At 68.6% G+C, this 18689-nt stretch carries 17 protein-coding genes; 10 read left to right on the forward strand and 7 right to left on the reverse strand.

Features of this window, described 5'->3' with window-relative positions; translation table 11 throughout:
* Positions 1–38 precede the first annotated feature (38 nt).
* On the forward strand, positions 39–452 hold the full coding sequence (locus ACAM42_RS31885; protein WP_307581972.1) for a DsrE family protein: 414 nt from the start codon (positions 39–41) through the stop codon (positions 450–452).
* A gap of 40 nt (positions 453–492) precedes the next feature.
* Here ACAM42_RS31885 and ACAM42_RS31890 read toward each other — a convergent pair whose 3' ends face one another.
* A complete protein-coding gene (locus ACAM42_RS31890) occupies positions 493–819 on the reverse strand; it encodes a metalloregulator ArsR/SmtB family transcription factor (RefSeq protein ID WP_062473861.1) in 327 nt (108 codons plus the stop codon).
* 287 nt (positions 820–1106) lie between these two features.
* On the opposite strand from ACAM42_RS31890, the gene ACAM42_RS31895 reads away from it, so the two are divergent.
* From ACAM42_RS31895 to ACAM42_RS31915, 5 genes are read left to right on the forward strand one after another with little or no spacing between them, the layout of a single operon-like run.
* Positions 1107–2213 carry an efflux RND transporter periplasmic adaptor subunit gene (locus ACAM42_RS31895; RefSeq protein WP_369630538.1) on the forward strand — a complete coding sequence of 369 codons (1107 nt, stop codon included), beginning with the start codon at positions 1107–1109 and terminating at the stop codon, positions 2211–2213.
* A complete protein-coding gene (locus tag ACAM42_RS31900; protein ID WP_369630539.1) occupies positions 2210–5308 on the forward strand; it encodes a MexW/MexI family multidrug efflux RND transporter permease subunit in 3099 nt (1032 codons plus the stop codon). The genes ACAM42_RS31895 and ACAM42_RS31900 overlap by 4 nt, the downstream gene beginning before the upstream one ends.
* 18 nt (positions 5309–5326) lie before the next feature.
* Positions 5327–6763: an efflux transporter outer membrane subunit gene (locus tag ACAM42_RS31905; protein WP_369630540.1), complete on the forward strand. Its 1437-nt coding sequence runs from the start codon at positions 5327–5329 to the stop codon at positions 6761–6763.
* Positions 6764–6798: 35 nt separating this feature from the next.
* The gene (locus ACAM42_RS31910) at positions 6799–7464 is read left to right on the forward strand and encodes a metalloregulator ArsR/SmtB family transcription factor (RefSeq protein WP_062473930.1); all 666 of its coding nucleotides are present in this window, start codon (positions 6799–6801) and stop codon (positions 7462–7464) included.
* A gap of 48 nt (positions 7465–7512) precedes the next feature.
* Positions 7513–8094: a superoxide dismutase gene (locus ACAM42_RS31915; protein ID WP_369630541.1), complete on the forward strand. Its 582-nt coding sequence runs from the start codon at positions 7513–7515 to the stop codon at positions 8092–8094.
* A 50-nt stretch (positions 8095–8144) separates the two neighbouring features.
* On the opposite strand, the gene ACAM42_RS31920 is transcribed toward ACAM42_RS31915, so the two are convergent.
* Both ACAM42_RS31920 and ACAM42_RS31925 read right to left on the reverse strand, forming a co-directional pair.
* Positions 8145–10730 carry a hypothetical protein gene (locus tag ACAM42_RS31920; protein WP_369630542.1) on the reverse strand — a complete coding sequence of 862 codons (2586 nt, stop codon included), beginning with the start codon at positions 10728–10730 and terminating at the stop codon, positions 8145–8147.
* 105 nt (positions 10731–10835) lie between these two features.
* Positions 10836–11213, reverse strand: a complete 378-nt coding sequence (locus tag ACAM42_RS31925) for a VOC family protein (RefSeq protein WP_070063002.1) — start codon at positions 11211–11213, stop codon at positions 10836–10838.
* 245 nt (positions 11214–11458) lie between these two features.
* Here ACAM42_RS31925 and ACAM42_RS31930 point away from each other — a divergent pair, with 245 nt between their 5' ends.
* Complete coding sequence (locus ACAM42_RS31930; protein WP_369630543.1) at positions 11459–12448, forward strand: Bug family tripartite tricarboxylate transporter substrate binding protein; 990 nt, start codon at positions 11459–11461, stop codon at positions 12446–12448.
* A 112-nt stretch (positions 12449–12560) separates the two neighbouring features.
* Here ACAM42_RS31930 and ACAM42_RS31935 read toward each other — a convergent pair whose 3' ends face one another.
* The 4 genes from ACAM42_RS31935 to ACAM42_RS31950 are packed head-to-tail and all read right to left on the reverse strand — an operon-like array spanning position 12561 to position 14925.
* Complete coding sequence (locus ACAM42_RS31935) at positions 12561–12818, reverse strand: hypothetical protein (RefSeq protein WP_062473877.1); 258 nt, start codon at positions 12816–12818, stop codon at positions 12561–12563.
* A 16-nt stretch (positions 12819–12834) separates the two neighbouring features.
* Entirely contained in the window at positions 12835–13608 is a 774-nt protein-coding gene (locus tag ACAM42_RS31940) for an SDR family NAD(P)-dependent oxidoreductase (RefSeq protein WP_369630544.1), read from the reverse strand.
* 58 nt (positions 13609–13666) lie between these two features.
* Positions 13667–14146: a hypothetical protein gene (locus ACAM42_RS31945; RefSeq protein WP_062473882.1), complete on the reverse strand. Its 480-nt coding sequence runs from the start codon at positions 14144–14146 to the stop codon at positions 13667–13669.
* A 14-nt stretch (positions 14147–14160) separates the two neighbouring features.
* Entirely contained in the window at positions 14161–14925 is a 765-nt protein-coding gene (locus ACAM42_RS31950; protein WP_062473884.1) for a Crp/Fnr family transcriptional regulator, read from the reverse strand.
* A gap of 84 nt (positions 14926–15009) precedes the next feature.
* Here ACAM42_RS31950 and ACAM42_RS31955 point away from each other — a divergent pair, with 84 nt between their 5' ends.
* Genes ACAM42_RS31955 through ACAM42_RS31965 form a run of 3 tightly spaced genes read left to right on the forward strand, consistent with a single transcriptional unit; the run spans position 15010 to position 18688 of the window.
* Positions 15010–16974, forward strand: a complete 1965-nt coding sequence (locus tag ACAM42_RS31955; protein WP_369630545.1) for a long-chain fatty acid--CoA ligase — start codon at positions 15010–15012, stop codon at positions 16972–16974.
* Positions 16971–17756 (forward strand): ABC transporter ATP-binding protein, encoded by a 786-nt coding sequence (locus ACAM42_RS31960; RefSeq protein WP_062473888.1) that lies wholly within the window; start codon positions 16971–16973, stop codon positions 17754–17756. The genes ACAM42_RS31955 and ACAM42_RS31960 overlap by 4 nt, the downstream gene beginning before the upstream one ends.
* 2 nt (positions 17757–17758) lie before the next feature.
* On the forward strand, positions 17759–18688 hold the full coding sequence (locus ACAM42_RS31965) for a branched-chain amino acid ABC transporter permease (RefSeq protein WP_070062998.1): 930 nt from the start codon (positions 17759–17761) through the stop codon (positions 18686–18688).
* Position 18689 lies beyond the last annotated feature (1 nt).

Raw genomic sequence — 18689 nt, forward strand, 5'->3', positions numbered from 1 at the left:
TATTTTGCGGGCAACGACAACAGCCAGAGGGTTTCCCCATGAGACACGCATTCATCGCTTTCCTGCTCGCCATGGTCGCCACGTTCGCGGGCGCACAGGAGACCAAGGTGGTCTACCACGTCAACACCGGCGTGGAGAGCAGCGCCGCCATCCTGGCGAACATCACGAACCACCTGAACGCGGAGCCGAAAGCGAAGATCGTCGTGGTCACGCACGGCCCCGGCATCGACTTCCTGCTGACCGATGCGAAGGACAGCAAGGGCCGCGAGTTCAGCGGCCCGGTGAGCGCGCTGGCCGGGCGCGGCGTGGAGTTCAAGGTGTGCAACAACACGCTGACCACGCGCAACATCGACGCGGGCAAGCTGCTGATGGAAACCAAGGTGGTGCCCTCGGGCGTGGCCGAGGTGGCGCGGCTGCAGGCGAAGGAAGGCTACGTCTACCTGAAGCCCTGAGGCGCGAAAGCCGGCTGATGCCGGCCCTCTTCTTCTCTTCTTATTCCTGTTCGATGGCGATCTGTACGCAGATGCTGCGGCACAGCGCCACCACGGTCTCGTTCGCGATGCTGTAGTAGATGCTCACGCCGTCGCGGCGTCGCGCGAGCACGCCTGCCTGGTAGAGCGTGTTCAGGTGCTGCGACATGTTGGGCTGCGTGGTGTCGATCTGCGCGAGCAGCTCGCTCACGTTCTTCTCGCCGTTGCACAGCAGGCTCACGATCTTCAGCCGCATGGGCGCGGCCATGGCCCGGAACAGGTCGGCGGCCATGTCGAAGACCTCGTCCTCGGTGACAGCCGCGGACTTCTTACGGGGTTTGGTGGCCATGCTGAATAGGTTCATGCGCAGGTCGCAATGTACATCGGCGTCTGGCGGCGCGAGCGATGTCCCGGCGGCCGTACGGCGATTGCACGCGGCCGCCGCGTCACAAAAGCGACGCGCTGCCCGTCTTCGGGGTGCGGGGATGTCCCCGCGCAACCACCCGGAGCACCCACCATGCACGCCACGCCAAAGATAGCCCTGCCCTATCGGGGCCATTGCCACGTCTTTCTCGACAGCGTTCGGACGCGATCTAATAATCAAAGCACTTTCTTTGATAAAAAAGCAGGTTGCGTATGAACAAACAATCCAGGACCTGGCTCGGCGCCGGTCTCACGGTCGCGGTGCTGGGCGCGGCGGGCTACGGGCTCGTGGCGAAGTTCCAGCCGGCCCATGCACAGGGCGGCGCCATGCCGCCGGCCAAGGTGGCGGTGGCCCCCGCGCGGCAAACCGAGATGGCGCGCTTTCTCGGCGGCATCGGCACGCTGGAGGCCAACCGGCAGGTCGAGGTGCCGGCCGAGGTGGAGGGACGGGTCGCGAAGATCCTCTTCACGCCGGGCGCGCAGGTGCGTGCCGGCCAGCTGCTGGTGCAGCTGAACGATGCACCCGAGCAGGGCGACCTCGAACGGCTGCGCGCCCAGCAGGCCAATGCCAGGGCCCTGCTCGAGCGCACGCGCCGTCTGCTGCCACAGCAGGCCGCCACGCAGGAGCAGATGGAACAGGCGCAGGCCGCCTTCGACCAGGCCAGCGGCGAGCTGCGCCGCGTGCAGGCGCTCATCGAGCAGAAGCACATCCGGGCGCCGTTCGACGGCGTGCTGGGCATCCGCAAGGTCAACCTCGGCCAGTTCGTGCGCGCCGGCGATGCGCTGGTGTCGCTCACCGATGCGCGCACGCTGTTCGCCAACCTCACGCTGCCCGAGAACGCGCTGCCGGCGCTGCGGCGCAACCAGGCGGTGGCGCTCGCGGTCGACGCCTACCCGGGCCGCGTGTTCCCCGCCAAGCTCAGCGCCATCGAACCCATGATCGGCAGCGACACGCGCACCGTGCGGCTGCAGGCCACGGTCGACAACGCCGACGGCGCGCTCACGCCCGGCATGTACGTCAACGCCAAGGTGGCGCTGCCCGCGCGCGCCGACGCCATCGCGGTGCCCGAGACCGCCATCACCTACAGCACGCACGGCGACTCGGTGTTCGTGGTGCGCGCCGGCGACAAGGGCGACGGCTTCTCGGTGCAGCAGGTGTTCGTGAAGACCGGCGAGCGGCAAGACGGCCTGGTCGTCGTCGAGCAGGGCCTGAAGGCCGGCGAGCAGGTCGTCACCTCGGGCCAGCTGCGCCTGTACAACGGCGCGGCCGTGGCCCCGGCCGCGAAGGACACGCTAGCCCTGCAGGACGCGAAGTCATGAAGTTCACCGATCTCTTCGTGCGCCGGCCCGTGCTGGCGCTGGTGGTGAGCACGCTCATCCTGCTGCTCGGCGCGCGTGCGCTGGGCGACCTGCCGGTGCGCCAGTACCCGCTCACCGAGAGCACCACGCTCACCATCACCACGCAGTACCCCGGCGCCTCGCCGGAGCTGATGCAGGGCTTCGTCACACAACCGATCGCGCAGGCGGTGGCGACCATCGAGAACGTCGACTACCTCTCGTCGTCGTCCACGCTGGGCCGCAGTGTGATCAGCGTGCGCATGAAGCTCAACGCCGACGCCAACCAGGCGCTCACGCAGGCGATGGCGCAGGTCAGCCAGGTGAAATACCGGCTGCCGGCCGAGGCCTTCGACCCGGTGATCCTCAAGTCGTCGGGCGAGGCCACGGCCGTCGCCTACGTGGGCTTCTCGAGCAAGACCATGCCCGTGCCGCAGCTCACCGATTACCTCTCGCGCGTGGTGCAGCCGCAGTTCGCGTCGATCGAGGGCGTCTCGGGCGTCGAGGTGTCGGGCGGGCAGACGCTGGCGATGCGCGTGTGGCTGGACGCCAACCGCATGGCCGCGCGCGGCATCTCGGCCGGCGAGCTGGCCGACGCGCTGCGCCAGAACAACGTGCAGGCCGCCCCCGGGCAGGTGAAGGGCCTGTACGTGGTGTCGAACATCCGCGTGAACACCGACCTGGTGAACGTGGCCGAGTTCCGCGACATGGTCATCAAGCGCGACGGTGATGCCATCGTGCGCCTGGGCGACGTGGCCACGGTGGAACTGGGCGCGGCGAGTGCCGACAGCAGCGCGACGATGGACGGCGACAAGGCCATCTACCTCGGCCTGCAGGCGGCGCCCAACGGCAACCCGCTGGTGATCGTGAAGCGCATCCGCGACCTGCTGCCCGGCATCAAGCAGAACCTGCCGCCGGGCGTGGAGGTGCAGTTGCCCTTCGAGCTCGCGCGCTTCATCGAGGCCTCGATCGACGAGGTGCAGAAGACGCTGCTCGAAGCCATCGCCATCGTGGTGCTGGTGATCTTCCTGTGCCTGGGCTCGCTGCGCGCGGTGCTCATCCCGGTGGTGACCATTCCGCTGTCGATGCTGGGCGCGGCGGCGCTGATGCTGCTGTTCGGCTTCAGCATCAACCTGCTCACGCTGCTCGCGATGGTGCTGGCCATCGGCCTGGTGGTGGACGACGCCATCGTGGTGGTGGAGAACGTGCACCGCCACATCGAGGAAGGCAAGTCGCGCGTGCAGGCCGCGCTGATCGGCGCGCGCGAAGTGGCCGGCCCGGTGATCGCGATGACGCTCACGCTGGCCGCGGTGTACGCGCCCATCGGCCTCATGGGCGGGCTCACGGGGTCGCTGTTCAAGGAATTCGCCTTCACGCTGGCGGGCGCGGTGGTGGTGTCGGGCGTGATCGCGCTCACGCTGTCGCCGGTGATGAGTTCGTTCCTGCTGCCGCAGGACGCCACGGCGGGCCGCATGGCGCGCTATGCCGAGGCCTTCTTCCACAAGCTGGCCACGGCCTACGGACGGCTGCTCGACGTGTCGCTGCACCACCGCTGGGTCACGGGCCTGCTGGCCGCGGCCGTGCTCGTGAGCCTGCCTTTTCTGTACAACGCGGCGCAGCGCGAACTGGCGCCCGGCGAAGACCAGGCGATGGTGATGACCGTCATCAAGTCGCCGCAGCACGCCAACATCGACTACGTCGAGAAGTTCGGACAGAAGTGGGACGAGGTGCTGGCCAAGTTGCCCGAAAACACCGGCCGCTGGCTCATCAACGGCTCGGACGGCGTCTCCAACAGCATCGGCGGCGTGCAGCTGTCCGACTGGAACGCTCGCCAGCGCAACGCCGACCAGATCCAGGGCGACGTGCAGGGCGGCATGAACGAGGTCGAGGGCAGCAGCGTGTTCGCCTTTCAGCTGCCGTCGCTTCCCGGTTCGACCGGTGGGCTTCCGGTGCAGATGGTGATCCGCAGCGCGGGCGACTACCGCAGCGTGTTCGAGGCGATGGAAACGCTGAAGAAGGCGGCGCGCGAGAGCGGCAAGTTCGCCGTGGTCGACAGCGACCTGGAGTTCAACAACCCCGTGACCGAGGTGCGCGTGGACCGCGCCAAGGCCAACAGCATGGGCGTGACCATGAAGGCCATCGGCGACACGCTGGCGGTGCTGGTGGGCGAGAACTACGTCAACCGCTTCGGCATGGACGGGCGCTCGTACGACGTGATTCCGCAGTCGCCGCGCGACCAGCGGCTCACGGCCGAGGCCCTGTCGCGCTACTTCGTGAAGAGCGCGAGCGGCCAGCCCGTGCCGCTGGCCAACCTGGTGCAGCTGTCGACCAGCGTCGGGCCCAACAAGCTCACGCAGTTCAACCAGCTCAACGCAGCCACCTTCCAGGCCATTCCGATGCCGGGCGTGACCATGGGCGACGCCGTGGCGTTCCTCAGCGAAGAGGCCAAGAAGCTGCCGGCCGGCTTCAGCTACGACTGGCAGTCGGACGCGCGCCAGTTCACGCAGGAAGGCTCGGCGCTGGTGATGGCCTTCGTGTTCGCGATCGTGGTGATCTACCTGGTGCTGGCCGCGCAGTACGAAAGCCTGCGCGACCCGCTGATCATCCTGGTCAGCGTGCCGATGTCGATCTGCGGCGCGCTGGTGCCGCTGGCGCTGGGCTTTGCCACCATCAACATCTACACGCAGATCGGGCTGGTGACGCTCATCGGGCTCATCAGCAAGCACGGCATCCTGATGGTGGAGTTCGCCAACGAGATCCAGGAACGCCTGAACCTGGAGCGCCGCGCCGCCATCGAGCAGGCCGCGCGCATCCGGCTGCGCCCGATCCTGATGACCACGGCCGCGATGGTGGTGGGCCTGGTGCCGCTCTTGTTCGCCAGCGGCGCGGGCGCCAACAGCCGCTTCAGCATCGGCCTGGTGATCGTGGTCGGCATGCTGGTGGGCACGCTGTTCACGCTGTTCGTGCTGCCCACCATGTACACGCTGCTGGCGCGCGACCACCGCACGGTGGGGCGCTCGCAGCGCGCCGCCGAACTCGAGGCGCTCGTGGCGCGCGAGCCTGCGGGCGACACCGTCTGAGACACCGGGAGCATGACCATGACGACAAGAAGACCCTTCTCCTACGCCGCACCGTTCGCCCTCAGCCTGCTGGTGCTGGCCGGTTGCGCGGTCGGGCCGAAGTACGCCGCGCCGAACGATGCGCCGGTGGCCATCGCCGCCCCCGAGCGCGCGCTGTTCGCGCCCGACGCGGTGCAGCGCGACTGGTGGCGCCAGCTCGACGATCCGCAACTCGACGCGCTCATCGAACGCGCGCTGGCCGGCAACCACGACATCCGCATCGCCCACGCGCGGCTCTTGGAAGCGCGTGCGATGCAGACCGAGGCCGAGCTCGACCGCCTGCCCGTGGTGACGCTGGGCGCCAGCAAGACGCGCAGCATCGCGCAAGGCAACGGCGTGCCGGCCGATGCGCGCACGCTGGCGCAAAGCAGCCGCGCCGGCTTCGACGCCGGCTGGGAGATCGACCTCTTCGGCCGCCTGCAGCGCCTGGACGAAGCCGCCACCGCGCGCGCCCAGGCCAGCGCCGCCGACCTCGCGCAGGTGCGCATCGTGGCCGTGGCCGAACTGGCGCGCAACTACTACGAGATGCGCGGCGCCGAGCAGCGCCTGGCCGTGACGCAGCGCACCCTCGAGAGCCTGCGCCAGAGCCTGCGCGTGACCGAGGCGCAGGTGCGCACCGGGCGCGGCCTTGAAGGCGACCTGGCGAGCGCGCAGGCCAACCTGGCCAGCACCGAGAGCCAGCTGCCCGCACTCGAGACCACGCGCCGCCAGGCCGCGCACCGCGTCGCCGTGCTGGCGGGCCTGCGCCCGGCCGAGCTGGCGCCCATGCTGCAGCCGCACCCGCTGCGCGTGCTCGACAAGCGCCTGCCCATCGGCGACCTGGGCGCGTTGCTGCGCCGCCGGCCCGACGTGCTGCGCGCCGAGCGCGGCCTGGCCGCCAGCACCGCCGACGTGGGCGCGGCCACGGCCGAGCTGTACCCGCGCGTCGACATCGGCGGCTTCCTGGGCTTCATCGCGCTGCGCGGTGCCGACCTGGGCAGTTCATCGAGCCGCGCCTTCAGCGTCACGCCCGGCGTGAGCTGGCCTGCGCTGCGGCTGGGCTCGGTCAAGGCCCGCCTGCGCGGCGCCGAGGCCCGCGCCGAGGGCGAGCGCGCCGTCTACGAACAGACCGTGCTGCGCGCCATCGAGGACGTCGAAAGCGCTCTCACCGGCTACGGCCAGAACCAGCTGCGCCTGCAGCGGCTGCTCGAGGCCTCGACCCGCAGCGGCCGCGCCGCCGAGCTGGCCGAGGTGCGCTACCGCGAAGGCGCCGCGCCCTACCTGAGCGTGCTCGACGCGCAGCGCACCCTGCTGCGTGCGCAGGATGCCGTGGCCGAGGCCGAAACGGCTTCTTTCACCAGCCTCGTGGCGCTGTACAAGGCGCTCGGCGGAGGGTGGCAAGCGCCCACGGATGCGAAGGGAGGGCCAACCACCTGACAATGACACTGTTTTCCCCCACGACCGAAGCCGCCATGTCCGCCCCCGATGCCACCAAGCCCACCTGGATGCCGCACCAGCCGGCAGACCGCATCCTCTCCACGCTGAAGACCCGTGGCGCGCTCGGCATCCCCGACATCGCCAAGGTGCTGCACGTGACGGTCGAGGCGGTGCGCCAGCAGATGTCCAAGCTCGAGACCGAAGGGCTGGTGGACGCCGAGAGCCGCTCCAGCGGCCGCGGCCGTCCGACCCAGATCTGGCGGCTCACCGGCGAGGGCCACAAGCGCTTTCCCGACACGCACGCCGAGATGACGGTGCAGATGATCAGCGCCGTGATCAGCGTGTTCGGCGAGAAGGGCATGGACCAGCTCATCGGCGCGCGCGAGGCCACCATGCGCGCCACCTACACCGAGGCCATGCGCGGCGCGCGCAACCTCGAGGCGCGGCTCGAACGGCTCGCGGACATCCGCAGCCGCGAGGGCTACATGGCCGAGTACCGGGCCGAGGGCGACGGCTTTCTCTTCATCGAGAACCACTGCCCCATCTGCACCGCGGCGCAGGCCTGCACGGGCTTTTGCCGCAGCGAGCTGCAGCTCTTCGACGAGGTGCTGGGGCCCGAGGCCGACGTGAGCCGTGTCGAGCACGTGCTCGCGGGCGCGCGGCGCTGCGCCTACCGCATCGTGCCCAAGGCCCGCGCCTGAGGCACCCTCTTTTGTCTTTATCCACCAACTAGAAAGAAAGGCTCCACCATGGAACACACCCTTCCCCCGCTGCCGTACGCCATCGACGCGCTGGCCCCCGAGTATTCGAAGGAAACGCTCGAGTACCACCACGGCAAGCACCACAACGCCTACGTGGTGAACCTGAACAACCTGCAAAAGGGCACCGAGTTCGAAGCGATGACGCTCGAAGAGATCATCAAGAAGTCCAGCGGCGGCATCTACAACAACGCCGCCCAGATCTGGAACCACACCTTCTTCTGGAACTGCATGAAGCCGCAAGGCGGCGGCGCACCCACCGGCGCGCTGGCCAAGGCCATCGACGCCAAGTGGGGCAGCTACGACGCCTTCAAGGAAGCCTTCGTGAAGTCGGCCGTGGGCAACTTCGGCTCGGGCTGGACCTGGCTGGTGAAGAAGGCCGACGGTTCGGTGGACATCGTGAACACCGGCGCCGCCGGCACGCCGCTGACCACCGCCGACACCGCGCTGCTGACGGTGGACGTGTGGGAACACGCGTACTACATCGACTACCGCAACCTGCGCCCGAAGTTCGTCGAAACCTTCCTGGCCAAGCTGGTGAACTGGGACTTCGCGGCCAAGAACTTCGGCTGAAGCCCATGCTTTCGGCATGAAGAAAAAGCCGGCCTGCGGGCCGGCTTTTTTCATGGGCGCGCCGTCACCATCCAGTCGATCCAGCGCGCGACGTGCGCCTGGTCGAGGTCGAAGTAATGGGTGTGGGCGCCCAGGCCGAGGCAGGCCTCGTGCTCGGCCGCGACGCACCAGGCCGGCGGCGTCGTCACCTGCTCGTAGGGCTTGTCGTCCTCGCCCCAGAGCCAGCGGCCCACGTAGTCGCCCGCCGTGTAGAGGTTGACCCAGCGGGCCACACCGACCTGGGCCGCGCTCGGCCCGCCGCCGTTCGCGTCTTCCGCCGTGACCCAGCCGTAGAGGTGCGGAAAACGCGCCGCATACAGCTGGCGCAGCGGACAGCCGGCGGTGAGCAGCAGGAGGCGGCTCTTGTTGAGCGCCGCCCAGAGGTCGGTCACCCGCGCATCGACCTTCTGCGCCGCGCGGAACTGCAGGTAGCGCAGCAGCTCGGTCGAGATCACCGTGCCCTGGCTGTGGGCCACGATCACGATGCGGTCGTAGCCCTGCGCCGCCACGTGCTCCAGCAGCGACACGTAGCGCGAGAAGATGCGCGCGCGCGGAATGGCGCGGCGCGGGAACTCGCGGAAGTGGCCGTCGACGTCCAGCGCCACGTCGAGCGGCATGCGCAGGCCCGGCACGGTGCGCGTGAGAAAACCGCCGAGCAGCGAGACGGCGGCGGCCAGCGTGGCGGCGGTGAAGATCAGCGGCTTGAGCCCGCTTTGCGACAGCGCCGACACCCAGATCACCGCGTCGTCGATCCAGCCGCCGACCGAGACATTGCACTGCTTGAGCACCAGCAACAGGGCCACCGCGAAGGCGACCACCACGCTGGCGCTGGTCAGCACGGCGACGAAGCGGTCCAGCCGCCGGTAGCCCGCGCCGAGCCAGCGGCCCAGGCCCTGCGACGTGCCGAAGGCCACCTTGAGCTCGGCGAACAGGCTGGGCACCAGCACCGCCACCAGGTAGGCCAGCAGCGACAGCGTGAGGCCCGCCGTCAAGGCGAAGGCCTGCGTGCTCTTCTCGTAGCGGCTGTGCAGGAAGTTCGCGCCGTCGGCCCAGTAGACGTCCTTGCCGAACCAGAACGGCGCGTAGTCGACGTCCTTCGCACCGAGTTCCACGAGGTTCGTCAGCACGGCCCACGACACCATCGACAGCGCCACGAACGCCGCCACCGACACGAACAGCCCCAGCCGCCCCGTGGCGATGCTGGCGCGCGCGGCGGCACTGCGATCGGGCACCGTCTCCCCGGCGAGCAGCCAGGCGATGAGCAGCACGCCGGCCACGCCCCACCAGGCCACGACGCCCAGCAGCAGGTACTCGACCACCCGCATGCCGGCGCGCACCCAGTGGCGCAGGTCGTCCGTGGCGCCCGCGGCCGAGGCGTTGATCGCCACGTGCACCAGCAGCGCCGCCGCGGTCAGCGCCATCAGCCCCAGCCCCCAGGTGCGCGCCGCCGGAAAGCGGTCGCGCGCGATGCGCAGGGCGCGGTCGGCCAACGCGGCGAGCAGCGCCAGCCAGGCCACGCCGACCACCCAGTGCGCGGGCACCAGCGCCCACAAGAACCAGCCCGCCAGCAGCGCGTACAGGCCCACCACGATCCGCGAGGAGGCCTGGGTGCGCGCCTGGTAGCAGTACCACCAGATCGCCAGCACCGGCACCACCACAGCCAGCACCCGGCGCAGCAGTTCGGTGAGCGACAACGCATGGGGCGCGGGCTCGACCCGCGCCAGTCCGCCGAGCCCCGCGATCACCAGCCCGACCAGCAGCAGCTGCAGGAAGAGGTTCGCCAGCAGGTTCGCAAAGGCCCAGTCGAGCGCGGTCTGCAGCGAGGCCAGGCAGGCCCAGCGCCGCGCGCCGGGCGGGCGGGGCTTCCTGTTCACGCCGGCGGCTTCGGCCGCGCGGTCCACCGCGTCGCGGCCCAGCTGCGAGAGGCGGAACACGATGGTGAAGAGCTCCGCGACGATGCGCGCCACCGAGCCCGGCAGGCGCGACAGGTCGGCCCAGTACATCTCGTGCACGTCGATGCACTGCTGCACCGGCTGCCCGTTCGCATCGGTGGCGTCGCGCGTCATGCGCACGCGCGTGGCCTCGTAGGCCTCGTGGTCGGGCTCGGCGCGCTGCGACTTGAACAGCAGGTAGTCGCTGAAGGCGATGTCGGGGTTGCTCTTCTTCAGCTCGCGCGGCGTGAGCGGCCCGCGCCCCTTGGCGGCGCGCACCACGCCCGCGTCGTCGGCCTCGGCGGTGGAGATCCAGTCGTCGGCGCTGAAGTCGGAGGTCTTCGACTGCCGCATCGCCTTGCGCACGGGCGGCACGTAGGCCTTCTGCGCGGCGCCGCCTTCCGTCGCGGCCTTCTCGGTCTTGTCCTGATGCCCGGTGCGCTGCTGCACCATCGAGGTCAGCGGCGGCACCGGCAGGAGGTGGCTGTCGCAGTCGGCCTGGCGGTAGGTCGCGCCGGGGCCGGGATGGTTGAGCATCAGCGAGGCAATGGCGCGGGCCGTGTCGCCGGCCTTCTGGTCGGCCACGCCGTGGATGGCGATGACCGCGACGCGCTCGGGGCGCGCGGGTGGTTCAGGCGTTGACTGCTCGGGCGACGGTGCGCGCATGTGGGAACTCCTCCATGCCAGGCCGGTGCATGGCAGGAGGAATTGTCCGCAGCGCGCCGCCCTTGGCTTCCCCCAAACGGGGGATGCCGGATGGACAGGGGCTCCTCAGACGTTGATGAGGTTCAGGATGTTCCCGTCGGGGTCCTTGAACCACGCGACCTTCATGTCGCCCATGACGTGGATGTCGCCCGCGAGCGTGGTGTCGGGCATGTCGTAGTGCTCGAAGCGCACGCCCTTGGCCTTGAGCGCGGCCACGAGGCGTTCGATGTCGCCGTCGACCGACCAGGTCACGGCCGTGGCCTGGTTGGTGCCCGCGAAGGCCGAGCGGTAGACATTGAGCCGCGTGTTGCCGCTGCGGTAGACGATGACCTCGTCACCTTCGGCATCGACCTGCGCGAGGCCGAGCGTGTCTTCGTAGAAGCGTCGGGCCACGGCGAGGTCTTTCACCGCCAGGTTGGCCACTGCGTTGATGTGTCCGAGCATGGGTGCCTCCTGCAAAGAGGATCGGCGCCCGGAAGCCGCCGAGCGCCGGGCGAGCCAGAAATACTCAACCATTTGGTGGAGTATTCGACGCGCGATGGGCGGTGTCAAGGCGTCCGAAAGTACGCACCGCCCCGCGTTCTGCCCCCGCCAGCCGAGACGAGGGCCATCGCGAACCGCGAAAACCCTGCATCGGCACTTCCGGCAGACTGCATCCCCCTTGCCCCCAGAACGAGACAATGCCCCCCATGACCCCATCGAACTTCCTCCGTCCGCTGGCCTTTGCGCTGGCCTTCACCGCCGTGGCGGCCACCGCCCCGGCCCACGCCCAGACCGCCGCCTACCCCGCCAAGCCCATCCGCATGGTCGTGCCCTTCCCGCCCGGCGGCGGCACCGACATCCTGGCGCGCCTGGTCGCGCAGAAGCTCACCGAGGCCAACCACTGGACCGTGGTGCCCGACAACCGCGCGGGCGCCGGCGGCACCATCGGCATCGCCGAGGCCGCGCGCGCCACGCCCACGGGCTACGACATCGTGATGGGCCAGAAGGACAACATGGTCGTCGCGCCCTGGCTCTACAAGAGCCTGAGCTACAGCCCGGTGAAGGACCTCACGGCCGTGGCCCACGTGGCCTACACGCCCGTGGTGATCGTCACGCAGGCCAACTCGAAGTTCAAGACGCTGGACGACGTGGTGAAGGCCGCGCGCGCCGCGCCCGACACCATCACCTACGGCTCGCCCGGCAACGGCACCACCATCCACCTGGCCGGCGAGATCTTCAACGGCGCCGCCAAGATCAAGATGCGCCACGTGCCCTACAAGGGCTCCAACGCAGCCATGATGGACGTGCTCGCGGGCAACGTCGACCTGATGGTGTCGTCGGTGCCCTCGGCCATGGCGCAGATCAAGGCCGGCAAGCTGCGCCCGCTGGCCGTCACCTCCGCCAAGCGCAGCACCTCGCTGCCCGACACGCCCACCGTGGCCGAGCTGGGCTACAAGGACTTCGACGTGAGCACCTGGTACGGCGTCTTCGTGCCGGCCGGCACGCCCAAGGACGTCGTCGCCACGCTGAACGCGGCGATCAACAAGCTGCTGGCCACGCCCGAAATGAAGGCGGCCATCATTGCGCAGGGCGCGGAGCCGCAGAGCATGACGCCGGAGCAGTTCGGCGCGCTGCTGAAGACCGACTACGAGAAGTGGAAGGGGATCGTGCAGGCCTCGGGGGCGACGATCGAGTAAGAGGGGTTTTCATACCAGGAACACCGCGGAACCGGCTTTGCCGGGCCGCTGGTGTTGCCCCCGGTAGGGGGTTGGCGAAGCGACACGAAGTGCGCGAAGCCTGGGGGCGAGCTCAATCAGGCACGAACTTGGCGTTGAAGATCTCCACGTCCGCCGCGTCCTCGAACGTCGCCACCTGCCCCATCTTCCCGTCGCTCATGCGGCAGGCCGAGAACAGGCTGTAGCGGCCCTTGAAATAGAACTCGTCCATCACGATCAGCGCGTACGGGTAGGGCACGAACACCTGGTGCTCGAAGACGATCCGGTGCACGTTCCTCGGCGACGGGAAGAGCTTGTATTCGACGGTGTCGATGGACTTTGCGGTGGCCATGATCTGGTCGCCGCGTTCAGGCCGGGTCGCGCACGTCGGCCACGGGGTTGCTGCCGAAGTCCGCGCGCGCCAGGTAGGCGAGCACCTTGGCCGCGGCGCTCTGGGGGCTGTCGAGCCGGCCTTCTTCCTTCATGCTCACGAAACGCGTGCGGTCCGGGAACTGTTCGGCCGAAGCGCCGCGCAGCTGCACCTGCATGTCGGTGTCGATGATGCCGGGCGCCAGCGACACGATGCGTGCGCCGTTCGGCGCATGCACCTCTTCGAGCGCCACGGCGCGCGAGAAATGGTCCATGCCGGCCTTGGCCGCGCAGTACGGCGCCTGGCTGCCCAGGGCGTTGCGGCCCAGGCCCGACGAGATGTTCAGCACCTTGCGTGCGCCGCGCCATTCGCGCGTGGCACCCAGGAAGGCGGCCGTGAGCAGCATCGGCGCCTCGAGCCCGATGCGCAGGGCCTGCGCCAGCTCGGCCGGCACGGCGCGCGACAGCGGCGCGGGGTTGCCGACAGTGCCGGCGTTGTTGATGAGCGTGACGCTGTCGAAGCGCTGGCCGTCCAGCGTGCGCAGCCAGTCCGACAGGCGCGCCGCGGCGGCCACCGGGTCGGACAGGTCCTGCTCCCATTGCGTCAGTTCGGCGCCGGCAGTCTTGGGGGCTTCGGCCAGTTCGGGCGAGGACTTGCGCGCGATGCCGAGCACCGTGTGGCCGGCCTGCAGCAGCTGTTCGGCCATGGCACGGCCCAGGCCGCGCGAGGCGCCGGTGATGACGGTGAGGTGGGAAGAGGCGGAGGTGGTCATGGTTGTGTAGGGGCAGGAGAAGGCCGCAAGGCTAAGGGATATCGAAAAGCCGCGCGCGTCAGCCGGTACGGAACTGGGCGCGCAGGAAGTTGCGGTGCCGGGCGATGTGCTGCAGCTGCGCAGGCGCGATCGAGCCGCCGAGGTCGACCTCGTCCGCGCCGTTGAGCACCGCGTTGGCGTTCGCCATGGCACGCGCCACGACTTCTTCCTCGCTCACGCCGAGCTGGGCCGCCAGGTCGAGCGCGACGCGGCGCATGGCGCGCTGCGACAGCATCCACATCGCGCCGAAGCGGTCCCAGGCCAGCGCGGCTTCTTCCGACTTCTCGCGGTCGGCCAGGATGTCCTTGAGCGGGCGCGCCAGGATCTCGTTGAGCGCGTCGATCTGTTCGCCCAAGGCCTCGGCGCGGTCGATGGCCTCTTCGAGCGTCGGGCCGTCGTCTTCCTCGTTGCGGGCCTGCGTGGCCTGTTGCTGCTGCGGCGGCAGAAAGCTCGCCTGTGCGTCGGCGGGCACGATCTGCAGGTGGTCGGAAAGGGCCATGGTCTTTTCTTCTTTCAGTTCGAAGTGCTGTTGTTCTTGCGACTGGACATCGCGGTGGCGCGCAGGCCCGGCAGGTCGAGCACGCGCAGGCCACCGTACTCCACGCGGATCAGCCCCTGCGCCGACAGCGCATTGAGCGCCTCGTTCACGCGCTGGCGCGACAGGCCGACAAGGTACGCCAGTTCCTGCTGCGTGATGCGCAAGACCTCGCCCACGCCGGGGTACAGCACCGGGTTGAACAGCGACACCAGGTTGCGCGCCACGCGCGCGTCGGGGTTGTTCAGGCGGTCGATCTCCAGCGCCGCGATGAACTGGCCCAGCCGCTCGTTGAGCTGGTTCATCACGAAGCGGTTGAAGCCGATGGAGTGGTCCAGCAGCCAGTGGAAGCTCTCGATCGGCAGCCCCGCCACGAGGCTGCGGCGCAGCGCCTGGATGTTGTAGCGGTAGGGCTCGCGCTTCATCACCGTGCCCTCGCCGAACCAGCCGCCGGGCGGCACGCCGGTGTAGGTGACCGAGCCCCCGTCGGCGTTGTCGTTGCTCATCTTCAGCAACCCCTCGACCACGCCGAACCAGTAGGTGGGCGAACGCCCGACGCGGCACACCAGGTCGCCGGGCTCGGCCTCGCCGACCACGAGCGTGGCCTCGGCGCGGCGGCGCTCGGCGGGCGTGAGCGTGGGCAGCCACGGAATGCCGTCGAGTTCAGCGGCATTGGCGGGGCGCACGCGGTCCTTGATGGAACCGCCGAGCACGTTCTGTGGGTTGAGGTTGCCAGGAGGCATCGGGAAACTCCGGGGAGTAGTGTCCCTAGGATTGTCGTTGGAACGACAACCGGGCGTCAAAGTGGGACCTACGATCCGGCCACTGTGCAAACCACCGCCCCCACCTTCCCCCGTCTGCTGCTCGCGCATGCCGAGGCCCGTCCCGAGGCTCCCGCCGTGCGCGAAAAAGACCTTGGCATCTGGCAAACCTGGACCTGGAACGCCGTGGCGCAGGAAGTGCGCGAGATGGCCTGCGGTCTGGCAAGCCTTGGCTTCAAGGCCTTCGACAACCTCGCGATCGTCGGCGCCAACCGGCCGCACCTGTACATGGCCGTGCTCGCCGCGCAAAGCCTGCGCGGCGTGCCCGTGCCGCTGTACCAGGACGCGGTCGCCGGCGAGATGGTCTTCATGCTGAACGACGCGAGCATCGAGTTCGTGATCGTCGAAGACCAGGAGCAGGTCGACAAGCTGCTCGAATGCCGCGAACTGCAGCAAGGCCAGGAGGGCCAGCAGCAGGGCATCCGCCACATCATCTACGACGACCCCAAGGGCCTGCGCCACTACGAGCAGCCGGGGCTCATGAGCTACGAGCAGCTGCGCGAGCTGGGCCGGGCCTTCGACAAGGCCAACGCCGGCTACTACGACCGCGCCGTGGCCAGCGGCGAAGCCACCGACGTCGGCGTGATCCTCTACACCTCGGGCACCACCGGCCGCCCCAAGGGCGTGTGCCAGACGCACGCCAGCTTCATCGCGGCGGGCCGCGGCGGCGTCGAGACCGACAAGCTCGGCCCCGGCGACAACATCATGAGCTACCTGCCGATGGCGTGGGTGGGCGACCACCTGTTCTCGGTGGCGCAGTGGCTGGTGGGCGGCTTCACGCTCAACTGCCCCGAGTCGGCCGAGACGGTGATGAACGACATGCGCGAGATCGGCCCGAGCTACTACTTCGGCCCGCCACGCACCTTCGAAGGCCTGCTCACGGCCGTGTCGATCCGCATGGAAGACGCGGCCGCGCCCAAGCGCTGGCTGTACGCGAAGTTCATGGCGCTGGCGCAGCGCGTGGGCGCCGACATCCTCAACGGCGCACCCGTGAGCACCGGCGACCGCGTCATGTACAGCCTGGGCAACCTGCTCATCTACGGCCCGCTGCGCAACGTGCTGGGCATGAGCCGCATCCGCGTGGCCTACACGGCCGGTGCGGCCATCGGGCCCGACCTGTTCCGCTTCTACCGCTCCATCGGCGTGAACCTCAAGCAGTTCTACGGCCAGACCGAGACCTGCGCCTACGTGTGCCTGCAGCAGGACGGCAAGGTCAAGCTGCAGACCGTGGGCACGGCCGCACCGGGCATCGAACTGAAGATCGCCGACGACGGCGAGGTGCTGGTGCGCGGCGTGTCGGTGCTCAAGGAGTACTACAAGCGCCCCGACGCCACGGCCGAGGTGCTCGACGCCAACGGCTACTTCCACACCGGCGACGCGGGCGTGCTCGACAGCGAAGGGCACCTGCGCATCATCGATCGCGCCAAGGACGTGGGCCGGCTGGTGGGCGGCGCGATCTTTGCGCCCAACTACATCGAGAACAAGCTCAAGTTCTTCCCGCAGATCAAGGAGGCCGTGTGCTTCGGCAACGGCCACGACGAGGTGTGCGCCTTCGTCAACATCGACTTCGAGGCGGTCGGCAACTGGGCCGAGCGCCGCGGCCTGGCCTATGGCGGCTATGTGGACCTGGCCGGCAAGCCCGAGGTGCTGACGCTGGTGGCCGAGTGCATCGCCAAGGTCAACGCCGACCTCGCGGCCGAGGACGGCATGGGCGAGACGCAGATCGCGCGCTTCCTCGTGCTGCACAAGGAACTCGACCCCGACGACGACGAGCTGACGCGCACGCGCAAGGTGCGCCGCGGCTTCATCGCCGAGAAATACGCCGTGCTGGTCGACGCGCTGTACGGCGGCAAGACCGCGCAGTACATCGAGACCCAGGTCAAGTTCGAGGACGGACGCACGGGGGTTGTCAGCGCCACGCTGAAGATCAACGACGCCAAGACCTTCCCCATCGTGAAGGCCGCCGCATGAGCAACCGAAAGATTGGCGACGTCATCCTCGACGTCCAGAACATCAGCCTGAGCTTCGGCGGCGTGAAGGCGCTGACCGACATCAGCTTCAACGTGCGCGAGCACGAGGTGCGGGCCATCATCGGCCCCAACGGCGCGGGCAAGAGCTCGATGCTGAACTGCATCAACGGCGTGTACTGGCCGCAGCAGGGCTCCATCACCTTCCGCGGCCAGACCTTCAAGCACATGAACTCGCGCCAGGTGGCCGAGATGGGCGTGGCGCGCACCTTCCAGAACCTGGCGCTGTTCAAGGGCATGAGCGTGCTCGACAACATCATGACCGGGCGCAACCTCAAGATGAAGAGCGGCCTGTTCGCACAGGCGCTGCGCTGGGGCCCGGCCGAACGCGAAGAGCTGCAGCACCGCGAGTTCGTCGAGCACATCATCGACTTCCTGGAAATCCAGGCGCACCGCAAGACGCCGGTGGGCCGCCTGCCCTACGGCCTGCAAAAGCGCGTCGACCTCGGCCGCGCGCTCGCAATGGAGCCGCAGGTGCTGCTGCTGGACGAGCCCATGGCCGGCATGAACGTGGAAGAGAAGCAGGACATGAGCCGCTTCATCCTCGACGTGAACGACGAGTTCGGCGCGACCATCGTGCTCATCGAGCACGACATGGGCGTGGTGATGGACATCTCCGACCGCGTGGTGGTGCTGGACTACGGCAAGAAGATCGGCGACGGCACGCCGGATGAAGTTCGGAACAACGAAGACGTGATCCGGGCATACCTCGGCGTGGAGCATTGACCATGGGATTTTTCCTCGAAACCCTTTTCGGCGGCCTCATGGTCGGCATGCTGTATTCGCTGATCGCGATCGGCTTCGTGCTGATCTACAAGGCCTCGGGCGTCTTCAACTTCGCGCAGGGCGCGATGGTGCTGTTCGCGGCGCTGGCCATGGCGCGCTTCGCCGAGTGGTTCCCGCAGTGGTTCGGTTTCCAGAGCCAGATCCTCGCGAACATCCTGGCCTTCATCGCCGCGATGGCGGTGATGATCGTGGTGGCCTGGCTCATCGAACGGCTGGCGCTGAGCAAGCTGGTGAACCAGGAAGGCATCACGCTGCTGATGGCCACGCTGGGCATCGCCTACTTTCTCGACGGCGTGGGCCAGACGATCTTCGGCAACGACATCTACAAGATCGACGTGGGCATGCCCAAGGAACCGCTGATGGTGCTCGAAGGCACCTTCCAGGGCGGCCTGCTGCTGAGCCAGGAAGACCTGATCGCCGCACTGGTGTCCGCCGCGCTGGTGGTGGTGCTGGCCATCTTCTTCCAGAAGACCGCCACGGGCCGGGCGCTGCGCGCGGTGGCCGACGACCACCAGGCCGCGCAATCGATCGGCATTCCGCTGTCGCGCATCTGGGTGATCGTGTGGTCGGTGGCCGGTTTCTCGGCACTGGTGGCCGGGATCATCTGGGGCTCCAAGCTCGGCGTGCAGTTCTCGCTCTCGCTGGTGGCGCTGAAGGCGCTGCCGGTGGTGATCCTCGGCGGGCTGACCTCGATCCCCGGCGCCATCATCGGCGGCCTGTTGATCGGTGTCGGCGAGAAGCTGTCCGAAATCTATCTCGGCCCCATGCTCGGTGGCGGCATCGAGATCTGGTTTGCCTATGTTCTTGCACTGGTCTTCCTGCTGGTTCGGCCCCAAGGGTTGTTCGGCGAAAAGATCATCGATCGGGTCTGAC

The sequence above is a fragment of the Variovorax sp. V35 genome (assembly GCF_041154465.1).
GTDB classification, from domain to species: Bacteria; Pseudomonadota; Gammaproteobacteria; order Burkholderiales; family Burkholderiaceae_C; genus Variovorax; species Variovorax boronicumulans.